General features: G+C 62.9%; 15 protein-coding genes. 3 read left to right on the forward strand and 12 right to left on the reverse strand.

Annotation, left to right across the window (positions count from 1 at the left end):
• Positions 1-53: 53 nt before the first annotated feature.
• Both ppk2 and AC2FNL_RS01995 read right to left on the reverse strand, forming a co-directional pair.
• Positions 54-971 carry a polyphosphate kinase 2 gene (gene ppk2 / locus AC2FNL_RS01990; protein ID WP_093963555.1) on the reverse strand — a complete coding sequence of 306 codons (918 nt, stop codon included), beginning with the start codon at positions 969-971 and terminating at the stop codon, positions 54-56.
• A gap of 149 nt (positions 972-1,120) precedes the next feature.
• Positions 1,121-1,579 carry an Lrp/AsnC family transcriptional regulator gene (locus AC2FNL_RS01995; protein ID WP_093963556.1) on the reverse strand — a complete coding sequence of 153 codons (459 nt, stop codon included), beginning with the start codon at positions 1,577-1,579 and terminating at the stop codon, positions 1,121-1,123.
• A 135-nt stretch (positions 1,580-1,714) separates the two neighbouring features.
• Between AC2FNL_RS01995 and ald the strand changes: the two genes are divergently transcribed.
• Positions 1,715-2,833 (forward strand): alanine dehydrogenase, encoded by a 1,119-nt coding sequence (gene ald / locus AC2FNL_RS02000; protein WP_170342313.1) that lies wholly within the window; start codon positions 1,715-1,717, stop codon positions 2,831-2,833.
• An 88-nt stretch (positions 2,834-2,921) separates the two neighbouring features.
• Here the strand turns inward: ald and AC2FNL_RS02005 are convergent, their stop codons facing one another.
• Positions 2,922-3,728, reverse strand: coding sequence for a mechanosensitive ion channel family protein (locus tag AC2FNL_RS02005; protein WP_496832034.1), 807 nt, complete (start codon positions 3,726-3,728; stop codon positions 2,922-2,924).
• Positions 3,729-3,942: 214 nt separating this feature from the next.
• Between AC2FNL_RS02005 and AC2FNL_RS02010 the strand changes: the two genes are divergently transcribed.
• Entirely contained in the window at positions 3,943-4,641 is a 699-nt protein-coding gene (locus tag AC2FNL_RS02010; RefSeq protein WP_496832036.1) for a glutathione S-transferase family protein, read from the forward strand.
• Between the two features lie 48 nt (positions 4,642-4,689).
• Here AC2FNL_RS02010 and AC2FNL_RS02015 read toward each other — a convergent pair whose 3' ends face one another.
• Together AC2FNL_RS02015 and AC2FNL_RS02020 are read right to left on the reverse strand one after the other, a co-directional pair.
• Entirely contained in the window at positions 4,690-5,139 is a 450-nt protein-coding gene (locus tag AC2FNL_RS02015; RefSeq protein ID WP_496832038.1) for a YtoQ family protein, read from the reverse strand.
• Between the two features lie 89 nt (positions 5,140-5,228).
• Positions 5,229-5,861, reverse strand: coding sequence for a class I SAM-dependent methyltransferase (locus tag AC2FNL_RS02020; protein WP_496832040.1), 633 nt, complete (start codon positions 5,859-5,861; stop codon positions 5,229-5,231).
• 84 nt (positions 5,862-5,945) lie between these two features.
• Between AC2FNL_RS02020 and AC2FNL_RS02025 the strand changes: the two genes are divergently transcribed.
• Complete coding sequence (locus tag AC2FNL_RS02025) at positions 5,946-6,830, forward strand: LysR family transcriptional regulator (RefSeq protein WP_496832042.1); 885 nt, start codon at positions 5,946-5,948, stop codon at positions 6,828-6,830.
• 46 nt (positions 6,831-6,876) lie between these two features.
• Here the strand turns inward: AC2FNL_RS02025 and pheT are convergent, their stop codons facing one another.
• The 7 genes from pheT to AC2FNL_RS02060 all read right to left on the reverse strand — a co-directional run bounded on the left by pheT (position 6,877) and on the right by AC2FNL_RS02060 (position 15,220).
• Entirely contained in the window at positions 6,877-9,273 is a 2,397-nt protein-coding gene (gene pheT / locus AC2FNL_RS02030; RefSeq protein ID WP_496832044.1) for a phenylalanine--tRNA ligase subunit beta, read from the reverse strand.
• 74 nt (positions 9,274-9,347) lie between these two features.
• Positions 9,348-10,421 (reverse strand): phenylalanine--tRNA ligase subunit alpha, encoded by a 1,074-nt coding sequence (gene pheS, locus AC2FNL_RS02035; protein WP_496832046.1) that lies wholly within the window; start codon positions 10,419-10,421, stop codon positions 9,348-9,350.
• A gap of 73 nt (positions 10,422-10,494) precedes the next feature.
• The gene (locus tag AC2FNL_RS02040; RefSeq protein WP_496832048.1) at positions 10,495-11,562 is read right to left on the reverse strand and encodes a Hint domain-containing protein; all 1,068 of its coding nucleotides are present in this window, start codon (positions 11,560-11,562) and stop codon (positions 10,495-10,497) included.
• A 112-nt stretch (positions 11,563-11,674) separates the two neighbouring features.
• Entirely contained in the window at positions 11,675-13,045 is a 1,371-nt protein-coding gene (locus tag AC2FNL_RS02045) for a glutamate--cysteine ligase (protein WP_496832050.1), read from the reverse strand.
• Positions 13,046-13,122: 77 nt separating this feature from the next.
• Complete coding sequence (locus AC2FNL_RS02050; RefSeq protein ID WP_496832052.1) at positions 13,123-13,650, reverse strand: hypothetical protein; 528 nt, start codon at positions 13,648-13,650, stop codon at positions 13,123-13,125.
• Entirely contained in the window at positions 13,647-14,495 is an 849-nt protein-coding gene (locus AC2FNL_RS02055) for a GNAT family N-acetyltransferase (protein WP_496832054.1), read from the reverse strand. Before AC2FNL_RS02055 ends, AC2FNL_RS02050 begins: the two co-directional genes overlap by 4 nt.
• On the reverse strand, positions 14,495-15,220 hold the full coding sequence (locus AC2FNL_RS02060; protein WP_496832056.1) for a 16S rRNA (uracil(1498)-N(3))-methyltransferase: 726 nt from the start codon (positions 15,218-15,220) through the stop codon (positions 14,495-14,497). Before AC2FNL_RS02060 ends, AC2FNL_RS02055 begins: the two co-directional genes overlap by 1 nt.
• Positions 15,221-15,232: the final 12 nt, after the last annotated feature.

Genomic DNA, 15,232 nt, shown 5'->3' on the forward strand with positions numbered 1-15,232 from the left:
TTTGGATGACACTATTTGACGACCCCCGTGGCATCGCCCGGGGGTTTGTCGTTTCAGTAGATCTTGGGCACGTACAATTCGTCCGGCAGAACCCGCCGTTCATACTCGGGATTGTATTTCCGATCCGGCAAAGTGACCTTTTCGTGGGGCACCTCTTCGTACGGAATCTTGGTCAGAATGTGCTCCATGCAGTTCAACCTTTCCCGCTTTTTGTCGTTGCCTTCGACAATGTACCAGGGGGCCTCGGGAATGTTGGTTCGGAACAGCATGTCTTCCTTGGCCTTGGTATAGTCTTCCCAGCGGATGCGCGATTCCAGGTCCATCGGTGACAGTTTCCACTGCTTCATCGGATCATGGATTCGCATCAGAAAGCGCAGCTGTTGTTCTTCGTCCGTGATCGAGAACCAGTATTTCAGCAAAATGATTCCCGACCGAACCAACATGCGCTCGAATTCGGGAACGTCCTGAAAGAACTGCTCGACCTGGGCCTCGGTGGCGAAGCCCATCACCCGTTCGACGCCCGCCCGGTTGTACCACGACCGGTCGAACAGAACGATCTCACCCGCCGCCGGCAAATGCGGCACATAGCGTTGAAAATACCACTGGCTCTGCTCGCGCCGGCTGGGGGCAGGCAAAGCGACGACGCGTGCAACCCGCGGGTCCAGCCGCTGGGTGATCCGCTTGATTACCCCGCCCTTTCCAGCGCTGTCGCGCCCTTCGAACAGGATGCAAACCTTGGCGCCGGTATGCTGCACCCAGTCCTGAACCTTGATCAGCTCGGCCTGCAGGCGCAACAGGTTGCGGAAATAGACCTTGCGATCCAGCATTTCAGGATGCTGTTCGCGATAGATCTTGCGGACCTCCATCGACAGCATGGGTTCACTGAACTCAATCTCAAAATCCTCGTCCAGTGTGTCCTGCAACTCGGCTTCCAGCCAATCGTCGACTGTGTTCTCATATTCTTCAGCCAAGGGCCTGCTCCTTATCTCTCAACAGTCTCGGACCATATCGGGTACGTGTACCGGCCAATGTCATGACGACCTGTTTCCCGCCCCGAAGGCCAATATTGAACCGGCTCAACGGCAGATACAACCGCATCGGCAAGACTGCCGCACCAGGATCAGACCGGCAGTGCGGTCGTCTTGAAAACGGTCCGCAGGGCGAACGAGCTTTGCATTTGCGCAACTCCGGGCAGGCGCGACAGATACTGGCGGTGGATGCGCGCAAAATCCTCGGTGTTTTCGGCAACCACCTTCAGGACATAATCGGCCGACCCGGCCATCAGGTGGCATTCCAGAACGTCCGGAATACGCCGGACCGCCCGCTCGAATGCCTCCAGCACCTCTTCGGCCTGACCCTGCAAGGTGATCTCGACGAATACGGTTGTCGGCACCCCCAGTTTGCGCGCATTCAACAGCGCGACATAGTCCCGGATATAGCCTTCCGCCTCAAGCCGCTGTACCCGGCGATGGCAGGCCGACGGCGACAGGTTGACCTGTTCGGACAGTTCCGCGTTCGACATACGCCCCTTGCGCTGAAGGGCCGCCAGAATCTTTCGGTCAGTCGCATCAAGTGACATTCACGCACATCCGTTGCAAGATTTTCTCATTTTATCGAAAAATTTCCCACATATTAGCGCAGTTGCGCACCGAGTTTCACAGAAATTGCGCGGCTTTCTGCACATAATTTGTGCAGTTTATGAATGGAGAGCCCCATGAAAATCGGATGCCCAAAGGAAATCAAACCGCAGGAATTCCGCGTCGGCATGACCCCGAACGCCGCGCAGGAAGCGGTTGCCCGTGGTCACGAGGTCATCATCGAAACCGGCGCCGGGTTGGGTTCAGGCTTTGACAACGACGCCTATGTCGCCGCAGGCGCGCGCATTGTGGACACCGCGGAAGAGGTGTTCGCGACCGCCGACATGATCGTCAAGGTCAAGGAACCGCAAGCGGTCGAGCGCAAGATGCTGCGTGAAGGCCAGCTGCTGTTCACCTACCTGCACCTGGCGCCCGACCCGGAGCAAACCCACGATCTGCTGGCCTCGGGCTGCACGGCGATCGCCTATGAAACGGTGACGGATTCCAACGGTGGTCTGCCGCTGCTTGCCCCGATGTCCGAAGTCGCGGGGCGTCTGGCCCCGCAAGTCGGTTCGTGGACCCTGCAAAAGGCCAATGGCGGGCGCGGCGTTCTGATGGGCGGCGTCCCTGGTGTGGGCCCGGCAAAGGTTGTCGTGATCGGTGGCGGCGTCGTTGGCACGCATGCGGCTCAGGTGGCGGCTGGCATGGGCGCTGATGTGACCGTTCTGGACCGTTCGCTGCCGCGCCTTCGCTATCTGGACGACGTCTTCGGTGGCCGGTTCAAGAACCAGTACTCGACCGCCGGTGCTACGGCTGAGCTGATCCAGTCGGCTGATATGGTGATCGGGGCCGTTCTGATCCCGGGCGCGGCCGCCCCGAAACTGATCACCCGCGAGCAATTGTCGACCATGAAGCCGGGCGCTGTGCTTGTCGACGTAGCCATCGACCAGGGCGGCTGTTTCGAAACCTCCAAGGCAACGACGCACGCCGATCCGATCTATGAGGTCGATGGCATCATGCACTACTGCGTGGCCAATATGCCGGGCGCGGTGGCACGGACCTCGACCATCGCGCTGGGGAACGCAACGATGCCTTTCATGCTGGCGCTGGCCGACAAGGGCTGGAAGCAGGCGTGTCAGGACGATCCCCACCTTCTGGCGGGCCTCAACGTGCACGCCGGCCAGTTGACCTACTATGCCGTAGGCAAGGCACTGGGGATCGACGTAGTTTCGCCCGCAATGGTCGTCAAGGCCTGATCGAAATGCAACAGCGCCGCGCATCTGCGCGGCGCTTGGCCCAACCGGAGAAGGGCATTTCCAATGCCCGACGGACGGGCGGGAGCATTCAGCCCTCTTTGTGGATTTCCACCGAGTGCGGGTAGGGGATCGAAATGCCCTTGGTGTCAAAGGCCTCCTTGACGGCCTTGGTCAGATCAAACTTGACGTCCCAATAGTCGGCGGCCGCGCACCACAACCGCGCGGTCAGGTCTACCGAGCTGTCTCCCAAGTTGGTCACACGCACCCAGGGCTCGGGGTCCGAGTGTATGCGCTTGTCCGCCTTGGCCACATCCAGAATAATCTTCATGGCCGCATCCGCACTGTCGCCATAGTCGATCCCGAACACCAGATCGACACGCCGGGTGTCGTGGGCCGAGTAGTTGGTGATGATCGACCCCCAGGCCTGACCGTTGGGAACGATGATCTGCACATTGTCGGGCGTGACCAGTTCGGTCGTGAACAGGTTCAGGTCCTTCACCGTGCCAGCTGTCCCACCGATATCCACGAATTGACCCAGCTTGTATGGCCGGAAGACCACGAGCATCACACCTGCAGCTAGATCGCTGAGCGTGCCCTGCAGCGCAAGGCCGATGGCCAGCGAAGCGGCACCCAGAATGGCAACGATACTCGTCGCTTCGATCCCGAAGATGCCAAGCACAGCAACCAGGACAATGGCCAGGATCACCCATTTGACGGTGCTGGCAACGAAATTCCCCAAAGTCGGATCGATTTGCGGGGTCGAATTAATTCGGCGGCGAACGATCCCTGCGATCATGCCAGCGGCTATCCAGCCGACAACAAGAACGATCAGGGCTTTGACCGCGCTCATGATCAATGGGGCAAATGCCCCAACCTGCGTCACGACCTCATCCACGGGCGTCTCCTTTCCAACAGCAACAAACCCGCGACTTTTGCGCGGGGTTTCCGCAACATTGGGCGATAAAACCGCACAGGTCTAGGTTTGAAATGTCCCGGATTTCCCCGCTGTGCTTCAGCAAACAGTCGCTGCCCGGGGTTGCACAGACCGCCATCTAACAATCCGCCCCCGAATGCCTAACTTGCAATAGTACCCGAACAAGGAGCTTGCCATGCTGGACACCGCCACCTTCCCGATCATGACCAAATGGCCCCCGCATTCGCCGGAGCGGATCCAACTCTATTCCTTCCCGACTCCGAACGGCGTGAAGGTGTCCATCATGCTCGAAGAAACAGGCCTGCCTTACGAGGCGCACAGGGTCACCCTGTCAGACGCCGACGTCAAAAGCCCCGAGTTTCTGTCGCTGAACCCAAACAACAAGATTCCGGCGATCATCGATCCTGACGGCCCGGACGGACAGACCTTGGCGCTGTTCGAAAGTGGTGCGATCCTGCTGTACCTGGCCGAGAAAACCGGCAAGTTCCTCGGCCAGAACACGGCCGACAAGTATCGGATCACGCAATGGCTGATGTTTCAGATGGGCGGCGTGGGCCCGATGTTCGGGCAATTGGGTTACTTCCACAAGTTCGCCGGCAGCGCGATCGAAGACCCGCGCCCGCGCGAGCGGTATATCAACGAGGCCAAACGGCTGCTGAATGTCGTCGAGACCCAGTTGCACGGGCAGGACTGGATCGCCGGTGAGTACTCAATTGCCGATATCGCTTTGGCCCCGTGGCTGCGCGGCCTTGATTTCTACGGCGCCAAAGAGTTGGTCGGCTGGGACGATCATCGCAACACCATCGCCTATCTGAACCGGTTCCTGGACCGACCCGCGGTTCAAAAGGGTCTGGTCACGCCTCCGCGCGGGTAAGGGATCACGCCGTCGCCGCCTTGCAAGCGGCGTCGGCATTCCGTGCCATCAACCGGGCAGTTTCCCGGTCAGTACATAGCGTAGAATCTCGACCACCTGACGGGGCTCCTCGGCCACCGCCAGCGCGGCGGCATCGACCTCTTTAAGCGCATGTTGATGCTCGGGGCCGTGCACCACGATGATCGACTTGCCCAGGGCCGCAGCATAGCCCGCGTCAAAGGCCGCGTTCCACTGCTTGTACTTGTCCCCGAACCGCACCACGACGACATCGGCATCGGCGATCCCCTTGCGGGTGCGAATGGCGTTGACCATCGCGCCTTTGTGGTCGTGCCAGTACTTGTTCGGCTCGGCCCCCAGAATGGCGACACCGCAATCGTCGCTGGCCGCATGATCGGTCACTGGGCTGTTGAAAGTGACGTCCAGCCCTTGCGCACCTTCGATGATCTGCTCGCGCCAATCCGTGTGGATCTCGCCCGACAGGTAGACATTCAATCCCATTGCAACCTCCGCATTTTGCTTCCGGCCCTGTTTACTGTCCAAACCCGCAAAGCCCAATGCGGAAGTTGCCTGTTGATGCAGCGCTGGCGTTACAGCTTGCGAGCCACCAGATAGCGCGAGGGCGGTTTTGCCGGAAAATTCCCGCTTTCGATGATCTCGAATCCGGCCTTTTCAATGGTGGTTTCCAGCGTCTTGATGTCGAACTGGCTGACGAATGGCGCTTTGCCCAAAAGCTGCATGACCGGCAAGAGCAGCTTCAGCAAGCCGAACTTGAACCCCAATCCACCCTGGGCAAGACAGGGCGTTTTTGAAATGAACAGACCGCCGGGTTTCAACACATCATGAACCCCGGACAGCGTCGCCTCCAGATCCCGGATCAGGTGCAGCAGATTGAACGCCATCACCACATCATAGGCCCAATTCGGGGGGCGGGTCGCGTCGGCCTCAACAAAGACAACGTTTTCGATCTGCTCCTCTTGCGCCAACCTGCGGCCCACGCCCAACATGCCCGGAGAGACATCGCTCGCCGTGATCGTATCCGCATGGCCGGACAGCCGCAGCGCGGTGCGCCCGGTTCCGCAGCCCAGTTCCAGCACCTGATCGGTCGGCTTCAAATAGGACACCGTGCGTTGCAACGTGTGCTCGTAGGACTCCATGTCGCGGATCGGGGATTTCGCGTATTTCTCGGCGATTCCGTCCCAGAATTTGGCTGTGGCAGTCATGTCGGCTCTCCTTTGAGCGCAAGGTAGTGATACGCGTTTCAAAGGTGAATTGCCGAAATTCGCAGAATCCTTATACATTCATGCATGGATGATCCGCGCAAATTCGACTGGAACCATATCCGCGCCTTTCTGGCGACAGCCGAGACCGGCTCACTTTCGGCGGCGGCGCGGCGATTGGACCAGACGCAACCGACCCTCAGCCGCCAGATCGCCGCGCTTGAATCCGACCTGGGCGTGATGCTGTTCGAACGGGTCGGCCGATCGCTTCAGATCACCACCGCCGGAATCGAGTTGTTGGAGCACACGAGAGAGATGGGCGCAGCTGCAGATCGCATTGCGTTGGCCGCGTCCGGTCAGGCGCAATCGATCGAGGGGCAGGTGCGGATCACCGCAAGCGACGTGATGTCGGCCTATATCCTGCCGGAACTGCTGCGCGAGATCCGCGCGCAGGCTCCGAAACTGCGGATCGATGTGATCGCCGCGAACGACATTCGCGATCTGATGCGGCGCGAGGCGGATATCGCCATCCGCCATGTCCGCCCCGATCAGCCCGACCTGATCGCAAAACTGGTGCAGGAGGCTGAGGGGCATTTCTATGCCGCCACCGCCTACCTGAACCGCGCTGGACGCCCCAAGTCCCTGTCGGACCTGCCCCGGCACGAGTTCATCAGTTTCGGCGACACCGCGCAGATGATCGCCTATTTCGAACCGATCGGCCTGCATCTGACCGAAGAAAACTTCCGGTTGGGGTCACAAAGCGGCATCGTCGCGTGGGAGTTTGCGCGGCAGGGCTTTGGCATCGCGCCCATGTCCGAGCCGGTGGGCGATGCCACACCCGGTATGGAGCGCGTCCTTCCCGACATGGAGCCGCTGCGGTTCCCGATCTGGCTGACCACCCATCGCGAGCTGCATACCAGCCGCCGCATCCGGCTGGTCTTTGACCTGCTGGCGGATTTCTTCGCAAAATGAAACACGCGCGCCATGGGCGCGCGTGCCACTTCGGGTTCAAGCCACCTCAGCCGCGCAGAACGCCGCCGGTGGCCTTGGTGACCTTGGCGATGATCTTTTCCGCCACCGCCTCGATGTCTTTTTCCTTCAGCGTGCTGTCGGTCGGCTGCAGACGCACGGTGATGGCCAGAGATTTCTTGCCCTCACCCAGGCTGCCGCCGATGAATTCATCGAATACACGCACCTCTTCGATCAGCGCCTTGTCGGCCCCGGCGGCGGCATTTACCAGCGTCAGCGCCTCGACATCGGCATCGACGACAAAGGCAAAGTCACGCTCGACCGCCTGCAGGTCGCGCAGCTCCAGCGCCGAGCGGGTGGTGCCGGATTTGCGCGGCAGCGGCACCTCGTCCGGCCAGATGGTGAAGGCCACGGCCGGGCCCTTGATGTCCAACTGCTGCAGCACGCGCGGATGCAGTTCACCGAACACGCCCAGCACCTTTTTGGGGCCCAGGCAGATCTTGCCGTGACGGCCGGGATGCCACCAGGCATCGCCGTCGCGCAGGATCTGCACCTTGGCCGGGGCCCCGATGGCGGTCAGCACAGCCTCGGCATCGGCCTTGGCGTCAAACACGTCGACCGCGCGGGTGGTGCCATGCACATCCTTGGGTCCGGTCCGTCCGACCAGAAGGCCTGCGATCTGGGTGCGTTGCTCGCCGGGTTCCCCGTCATGAAAGACCGGGCCGACCTCGAACAGGGCCAGATCGGCAAAGCCGCGCGCCTGGTTGCGCGCCGCGGCCTGCAACAGGCCGGGCAGCAGGTCGGGGCGCATGTGGCTCATCTCGGACGAGATCGGGTTTTCCAGCATCGTCGCGTCATCGCCGCCACCGAACAGCGCGGCCGAGGCCCGATCGATGAAGGTATAGCTGACGCATTCATTGTACCCCAGCGCCGCGCAGGTGCGCCGCGCCATCGACTGACGCCGCTGGGCCGGAGTCATGACCGGCTTGGGAATACCATCCGTGACGCGCGGCAGCGGCTTGCCCTGCAGCTTGGTCAGCGAAGCGATGCGGGCGACCTCTTCGACCAAGTCGGCCTCGCCTTGGATGTCGGGGCGCCAGCTGGGCACATGGGCCATGTCGCCTTCCAGCCGGAAGCCCAGCCGGGTCAGGGTCTGGCGCTGCTCGCTTTCGGGGATGTCCATGCCCACCAGCGACTGCACCCGCGCCGCATCCAACCGATAGGCGCGCGAATGGTCCGGCGCTTTGCCGGCCTCGACCACCTTCGAAACCTCGCCGCCGCAGATATCCAGGATCATCTGGGTCGCGTGCTCCAGCCCTTCCAGCGTGTATGCCGGATCGACCCCGCGCTCGAACCGGTACCGCGCGTCCGAGTTGATCTTGAGCGCGCGGCCCGCCAGCGCGATCTGAACGTGGTCCCAGAAGGCGCTTTCCAGGAACACGTTCACCGTGTCCTCGGTACAGCCGGTCTCTTGCCCGCCCATGATGCCGGCGATGGATTCCGGGCCGTTGTCGTCGGAAATCACCATCATGCCGGGCTGCAGCGTGTATTCCTTTTCATCCAGCGCCACCAGCTTCTCGCCGCCTTTGGCGCGGTGCACCCGCAGGTTGCCCTTGACCTTGTCGGCGTCAAAGACGTGCAGCGGGCGATTGCTGTCGAAGGTCATGTAGTTGGTGATGTCCACCAAGGCCGAAATCGGACGCAGACCGATTGCCTTCAGCTGATCCTGCAGCCATTGCGGGCTGGGGCCGTTCTTGACGCCGCGGATCAGGCGGCCGGTGAAATGCGGACAGCCATCCAGCGTGTCGTCGTCGATCGTCACCTTGATCGGGCTTTCGAAATCCCCCGGCACCGGGGCATAGTCACGCTGCTTCAGCGTGCCCAGACCCCGCGCCGCCAGATCGCGCGCGATCCCTGCAACGCCCAGCGCATCGGGACGGTTGGGGGTGATGGCGATCTCGATCACCGGGTCGATCTTGGCGGGGTCATTCTCGGCCAGCCAGTCGACGAACCGCTGGCCCACCTCGCCCGAGGGCAGCTCGATGATGCCGTCATGCTCGTCCGACAGTTCCAGCTCGCGCTCGGACGCCATCATGCCAAAGCTTTCGACGCCGCGGATCTTGCCGACGCTGATCGTCAGATCCAGACCGGGGATATACATGCCCGGCTTGCAGACCACGACGGTGATGCCCTCGCGCGCGTTGGGGGCGCCGCAGATGATCTGCAACTCGCCCTCGTCGGTGTCCACCTTGCAGACGCGCAGCTTGTCGGCATCGTGGTGTTTCTCGGCATGTTTCACATAGCCCAAGGTAAAATCCTTGAGCTTGTCGGCCGGGTTGGCGACCTCTTCGACCTCGAGCCCGAGATCGGTCAGCGCCTCGACGATCTCATCAACCGAGGCGTCGGTGTCCAGGTGGTCTTTCAGCCAGGAGAGGGTGAATTTCATTTCTGTTTTCCTGTCCGGTAAGGCGGGCTTACCCGCCGAATTCTCTTGGGCAGCAGGGCAAGCCCCACGCTATTTCATCGTGACAAGCCACCATGCAGGTTGGGCATATCCAGTGCAGCAAAGCCGTAGTGCCGCAGCCAGCGCAGGTCGGAATCAAAGAACGCCCGAAGATCGGGGATGCCGTATTTCAGCATCGCCAGACGGTCGATGCCGATGCCGAAGGCAAAGCCCTGATAAACCTCGGGGTCGATCCCGCCGGCGGCGATCACCTTGGGGTGGACCATGCCGCTGCCCAGAATCTCCATCCAGTCATCGCCCTCGCCGATCTTCAGCTGGCCGCCTTCCCAGGAACAGCGGATATCGACCTCGGCCGAGGGTTCCGTGAACGGGAAATGCGAGGCGCGGAAGCGCAGTTCGACGTCGTCGACCTCGAAGAACGCTTTGACGAATTCCTCCAGAACCCATTTCAGGTTCGCCATCGAGATACCCTTGTCGATGGCAAGGCCCTCGACCTGGTGGAACATCGGCGTGTGGGTCTGGTCATAATCGGCGCGATAGACGCCGCCCGGGCAGATCACGCGGATCGGCGCGCCCTGCTTCTCCATCGAGCGGATCTGAACCGGCGAGGTATGGGTGCGCAGCACATGCGGCGGGCGATTGTCGCCCGGCGCGCGGTGCATGTAGAACGTGTCCATCTCGGCCCGCGCGGGGTGGTGACCTGGGATGTTCAGCGCGTCGAAATTGTACCAGTCGGTCTCGATCCGGGGGCCTTCGGCGACGGAAAAGCCCAGCTCGGCAAAGATCGCGGTCAGTTCCTCGGTCGCCTGGCTGACCGGGTGGATCGAGCCCTGGCGGCGCAGGCGCGCGGGCAGGGTCACGTCCAGCCACTCGGTCCGCAGACGTTCATCCAGCGCGGCATCGGCCAATGCGGCCTTCTTGGCGGCCAGCGCCGAATTGATCTCGTCCTTCAGCGCGTTCAGCGCGGGGCCGGCGACCTGGCGTTCCTCGGGCGTCATCTTGCCCAGTTCGCGCATCTTCAGCGCCACTTCGCCCTTTTTGCCCACCGCGGCCACGCGGATCGCTTCCAGCGTGCTTTCGTCGCCTGCGTCAGCGATCTGACCCAGGTATTTTGCCTTAAGATCGTCCATGACGGTCCCCTGAATTCTGTTGCTGTCCTGCTATCACAGCAGCGCGCGAAAGCAAGAGGGCCGGGCCGCGCGATCAGGTCGCGCGCAGAACCGCTGCCTGTCGATCACACCGGACCGGGCGGATCGTGGGGCCATAGCCCTGCGGATGGGTCCGCAGGTCGGGGAACAGCGCAAACAGCTCGCGCGCGGCCTCCTGTTCCAGCCCCGAGAGCGCCTCCTGCCCCGGAAAGAAGCTCTCGGACACAAGACCCGAAGTGGTGACCAGCTGGTGCCGGTCGAAGAACAGATGGACATAACGAACGATGTCGCAGGGCTGCACGGTGACGGTGTCGCCGTTGACCAGCGACTTGGCCGGAACGAGAACCTCATCCTCGCCGAACAGAAGCTGGGCTTGCCAGCCGCTGACAAGAATGCGGTGCTGGGGCGAGACCAGAATGTCTGCCGTGGCGCCCAGAACACCCGCGCGGATGCGCACCGGCGCAAACCGGCCCACGCCGCGCACCGTGCGGCCGCCGATCCAGCGCACCCGGCAAGGGCCGTCATCGACGGTCAGGACAGTGTCGCCGGGCTGCAACGTCTCGATCCGGCGCGGCCCCTCGGGGGTATCCACCAAGGTTCCTGCCGTGAAACACGCGGCCCCGGTATCCCCGGGCGACAAGGGGCCATATGTCAGCGTGCCGGGATCGGGCTGGTTGAATTGCAGGGTCGTCGTGGTCTGGTTCGGCCCGACCAGCACCGGCAGGTTGACCGAGGTTTCCCCGGCCGCCAACCCATCGACCGCGACGATGTTCTGCGTGCCGCCACCGATGTCGTAGAAGTCGACCACTTCGCTGGTGGCGTTGTTGGTCAGCGCATAGGCTTCGTAGTTGTTGGACCCGCCGCCATCCGGATCGGTCAGGAAGATCGGGAAATCATCGGCCGAGATGACATAGACGATCTCGTTATTGTCGGGGTCCACGGTGACCTGAACGGAAGGATCGTTCAGCGGGATCTCGATCCCGACCTGCCCGTTCGCCTGATAGAAAGACACGGTGAAATCCGCCGGGTCTTCGTCCGGGCGAAGGGACACCTCCAGGAATTCGGACACGCCCAAATTCGCGGCATAGGCATTGGAATAATGCAACTCACTGATACGCGCCATGAAAGCACCACGACCGGACAACCTGACCCGAATGTATCGCGCAAACGCCGCCGCCGAACAAGGCGCGGTCCGGGAATGTGGCTAACAGGCCCCTAATTGCAACAGGTCGCGGTCAGTAGCTGTATTCGGGGTAGATCCGCGTCAGATCGCCCTGCCAGTCGCCGTGGTAATCCTCGAGCAGTTCGTCGGCCGGCACCTTGCCGGACTGGATGCTTTCCTTCAGCGCGTTCAGGAAATGGGTCTCGTCCGGGACGAGCCCGCCGGCACCCGGCCGCGCCCGGGCCTTCAGGCCGGAGTCAGCGATGGCCACCACCTCGCGCGCCAGATCGTGCATGTTGATGCCGCCGACCTGCGCCTGCAGCCCGTCTTGGGCCGCGGCGACGCGCAGCCCCTCGCGGGTTTCGGCGTCCCAGCCCTTGACCAGATCCCATGCGGCATCCAGCGCGGACTGGTCATAGGTCAGCCCCACCCAGAAAGCGGGCAGCGCGCACAGGCGGCGCCACGGGCCGCCGTCAGCCCCGCGCATTTCCATGAATTTCTTGATCCGCGCCTCGGGGAAGGCGGTGGTCAGGTGATCGGCCCAATCCGAAAGCGTCGGCGTCTCGCCCGGCAGCGCGGGCAGCTTTCCCTGCAGGAAATCGCGGAACGACATGCCCAGCGCATCGATATATTTGCCGTCGCGATAGACGAAATACATCGGCACATCCAAGGCATATTCCACGTAGCGCTCGAACCCGAAGCCGTCCTCGAACACGAAGGGCAGCATGCCGGTGCGCGCGTCATCCAGATGCCGCCAGATGTAGCTGCGCCAGCTTTTGTGGCCGTTGGGCTTGCCCTCGAAGAAGGGCGAGTTGGCAAACAGCGCGGTCGCCACCGGCTGCAGGGCCAGCGCCACGCGTAGCTTCTGCACCATGTCCGCCTCGGACCCGAAATCGATGTTGACCTGAACCGTGCAGGTCCGGCGCATCATGGCGCGGCCCATGTCGCCGACCTTTTCCATGTAGTCGTTCATCAGGACATACCGGCCCTTGGGCATCAGCGGCATATCCTCATGCTTCCAGATCGGTGCGGCGCCCAGCCCGATGAAGCCTACGCCGATCTTGTCGGCGATGTCCTTCACGTCGCGCAGATGCGCGTTCACTTCGTCGCAGGTCTCGTGGATGGTCTCCAGTGGCGCGCCCGACAGCTCCAGCTGCCCCCCCGGTTCCAGCGAGACGTTTGCTCCGTCCTTTTCCAGCCCGATCAGCTTGCCCGCCTCTTCCACGGGGGTCCAGCCATGCCCGTCGCGCAGCCCCTGCAGCACCGCTAGGATCGAGCGTTCGCCCTCATAGGGCAGCGGTTTCAGCGTGTCCTTGCAGTAGCCGAATTTCTCGTGCTCGGTCCCGATGCGCCATTCGCTTTTGGGTTTGCAGCCATCGGCCAGGTATTCGGCCAGTTGTTCGTGGCGTTCGATCGGCCCGCCGCCGGACTGAGGAATGGACATGAACCGTGCTCCGATCCTGATGTGTCGAGTCGTGGGGGTCAGTGGTGGTCGCAATCTCCCCCGGTGTCAATGCACGGTCAGTTCAACCGGATGTGCGCCGGGCGCGAGGGGTGGCGTTCCCAGATCACCACCGGATGCGACGCCCCGCCCTTGAGTTCCGACAGCATCCGCTCGGTCCGCAGCCCCGGCAGGGCCGAGAACACGTCGAACAGCGCCTCGGCCCCCTCGGCATTCACGGGAATGTGAAGCGGCGGCTGGCCGGGCTGCTGCAGCACCCAATGCGCGGGGCTGGCGGTGGGGTCCAGCGTCAGGCTCTCGATTTCGCGGGTGGCGACGATGCCGCCTTCCAGCGGCCCCAGATAGGCGATCTGCCCTTCATCCACAGATACCACGCCCGGCCCGCCCGCGCCCAGCCGAAAGCGGGCCCGCTGTACCCCGATCACGGCCAGCGCGATCGAGACCACCACAAGTACCCAGCCTAGCCAGCCCAGAAACCCGCCCGGCCCGCCGATCCAGCTGAGGCCAAGGATCAGAACGAACCCGGCGGCCAGCACCTCGCGCCAGCGCCACAGGGCCAGTTTGGCTTCGGGACGGATGAAACTCATGACGCGGCCTCCATCTGATCGCTGAACAGGACCAGTGAAAAGGTCCCGGCAGGGGCAAACCCAATAGCAACATAAGCACGCACGGCGGCGTTTGAAGCCGCAAACAGAACGGCCTTGCGAACGCCGGCGGCCCGCGCCTCGGCCAGATGCAGGGCGACGGCGGTGCGGGCATAGCCCCGACCGCGCAGCGCGGGCGGGGTGAACACGCCGCCGATCTGGACGATCTCGGGCAGCGTGGCATTGAAGCCTGTCATGCTGACGGGCTGGCCGTCGACCATCAGCAGCCGGTGCGAGTCGCGCTGAATATATCCGTCGATGTCCTTCTGCGCGGCCTTGCGGGCCATGCCCGGGTCGGTGCCCAAAGATTCCAGATGATAGGCCTCGCGCCAGCGGATCAACAGGCTTCGGTCGCCATCCGACAGCGGCACCAGCCGTGCGTTTTCCGTTGGCGGAACGATCAGGTCGCGCAGATCCAGCGCAAAGGACGGTTCGTCCCGGTCCAGATGCGCGGCGCGGTCCTGCCATCCGGCCTGTTGTAGAAACCGGCGGGCTTGCGAAGCTTCGCCCGCCAGCCCCATGACCGTGCGGCCCCGGATCAGGTCAGCTGCCGCGGTCAGGTCGGCCTCGGGCAGATCCGGGCATTGCGGCAGGATCATGCCTTCGTTGGTGATGCCGAACACGCCGCGCAGCGGGTCGCCCAGCATCCACATGCTCATCGCGCGCGGCGCGGGTGCGTTCAGGCCAAAGTCTCGCAGGTTGGCCAGCGCGAACATCGAGCTTTGCACATGATCCAGAAGAAACCGTTCGATCGCCGGAATGTCCTGTTGCCGCGCCAGCCGCCGCATCAGGACCAATCCCCCAGCGCCTGTTGCCACAGGGTCATCGCGGCCACCGCCGCCGTATCGGCTCGCAGGATGCGCGGCCCTAGGCTGACCACATGCGTGAAAGGCAGATCCTTCAGCCGCTGGCGCTCGGCATCGGAGAACCCGCCCTCGGGGCCGATCAGGATGGCCCACGGTCGGCCCTTGTCCTGCGCGGCCAGGCGCAGGGCCGACCCGGCCTCGACCTCGTCGCAGAACATCAGCTGGCGGCCGTCCGGCCAGTTGTCCAACAGCTTGTCCAGCCGTTGCAGGTTGCAGACCTCGGGCACGAAGGTGCCGCCACATTGCTCGGCCGCCTCGACCGCATGGGCCTGCAGCCGGTCCTGGCGGATGCGTTCGGAATTGGTGAAGGCGGTCTGCACCGGCATGATCTTCGCGGCCCCCATCTCGGCCGCCTTTTCGACGATGAAATCGGTCCGCGCTTTCTTGATCGGGGCAAACAGCAGCCACAGGTCCGGCGGCAGTTGCAGTGGCCGGGTCTGTTCAAGACAGCTCAGAGCGCCGCCCCGTTTGCCCGCCTCGGCCACCTGCGCCAGCCACTCGCCATCGCGGCCGTTGAACAGGGCCACCTGCCCGCCCACGGCCAGACGCATGACGCCGAACAGGTAATGGGCCTGCTCGCGCGTCAAAGGAACCGATTGCCCCGCACCCAAAGGGTGATCTACATACAGCCTGATCTTCGCACTCATGAGACCCTACAT

Source organism: Ruegeria sp. CRTD044 (assembly GCF_059613485.1).

What these genes read in the sequence shown, in the direction of transcription:
- AC2FNL_RS01995 (WP_093963556.1), bottom strand. Translation starts at nt 1,579, where the DNA reads ATGTCACTTGATGCGACTGACCGAAAGATTCTGGCGGCCCTTCAGCGC.
- ald (WP_170342313.1), top strand. Translation starts at nt 1,715, where the DNA reads ATGAAAATCGGATGCCCAAAGGAAATCAAACCGCAGGAATTCCGCGTC.
- AC2FNL_RS02010 (WP_496832036.1), top strand. Translation starts at nt 3,943, where the DNA reads ATGCTGGACACCGCCACCTTCCCGATCATGACCAAATGGCCCCCGCAT.
- AC2FNL_RS02015 (WP_496832038.1), bottom strand. Translation starts at nt 5,139, where the DNA reads ATGGGATTGAATGTCTACCTGTCGGGCGAGATCCACACGGATTGGCGC.
- AC2FNL_RS02020 (WP_496832040.1), bottom strand. Translation starts at nt 5,861, where the DNA reads ATGACTGCCACAGCCAAATTCTGGGACGGAATCGCCGAGAAATACGCG.
- AC2FNL_RS02025 (WP_496832042.1), top strand. Translation starts at nt 5,946, where the DNA reads ATGGATGATCCGCGCAAATTCGACTGGAACCATATCCGCGCCTTTCTG.
- pheT (WP_496832044.1), bottom strand. Translation starts at nt 9,273, where the DNA reads ATGAAATTCACCCTCTCCTGGCTGAAAGACCACCTGGACACCGACGCC.
- pheS (WP_496832046.1), bottom strand. Translation starts at nt 10,421, where the DNA reads ATGGACGATCTTAAGGCAAAATACCTGGGTCAGATCGCTGACGCAGGC.
- AC2FNL_RS02040 (WP_496832048.1), bottom strand. Translation starts at nt 11,562, where the DNA reads ATGGCGCGTATCAGTGAGTTGCATTATTCCAATGCCTATGCCGCGAAT.
- AC2FNL_RS02045 (WP_496832050.1), bottom strand. Translation starts at nt 13,045, where the DNA reads ATGTCCATTCCTCAGTCCGGCGGCGGGCCGATCGAACGCCACGAACAA.
- AC2FNL_RS02050 (WP_496832052.1), bottom strand. Translation starts at nt 13,650, where the DNA reads ATGAGTTTCATCCGTCCCGAAGCCAAACTGGCCCTGTGGCGCTGGCGC.
- AC2FNL_RS02055 (WP_496832054.1), bottom strand. Translation starts at nt 14,495, where the DNA reads ATGCGGCGGCTGGCGCGGCAACAGGACATTCCGGCGATCGAACGGTTT.
- AC2FNL_RS02060 (WP_496832056.1), bottom strand. Translation starts at nt 15,220, where the DNA reads ATGAGTGCGAAGATCAGGCTGTATGTAGATCACCCTTTGGGTGCGGGG.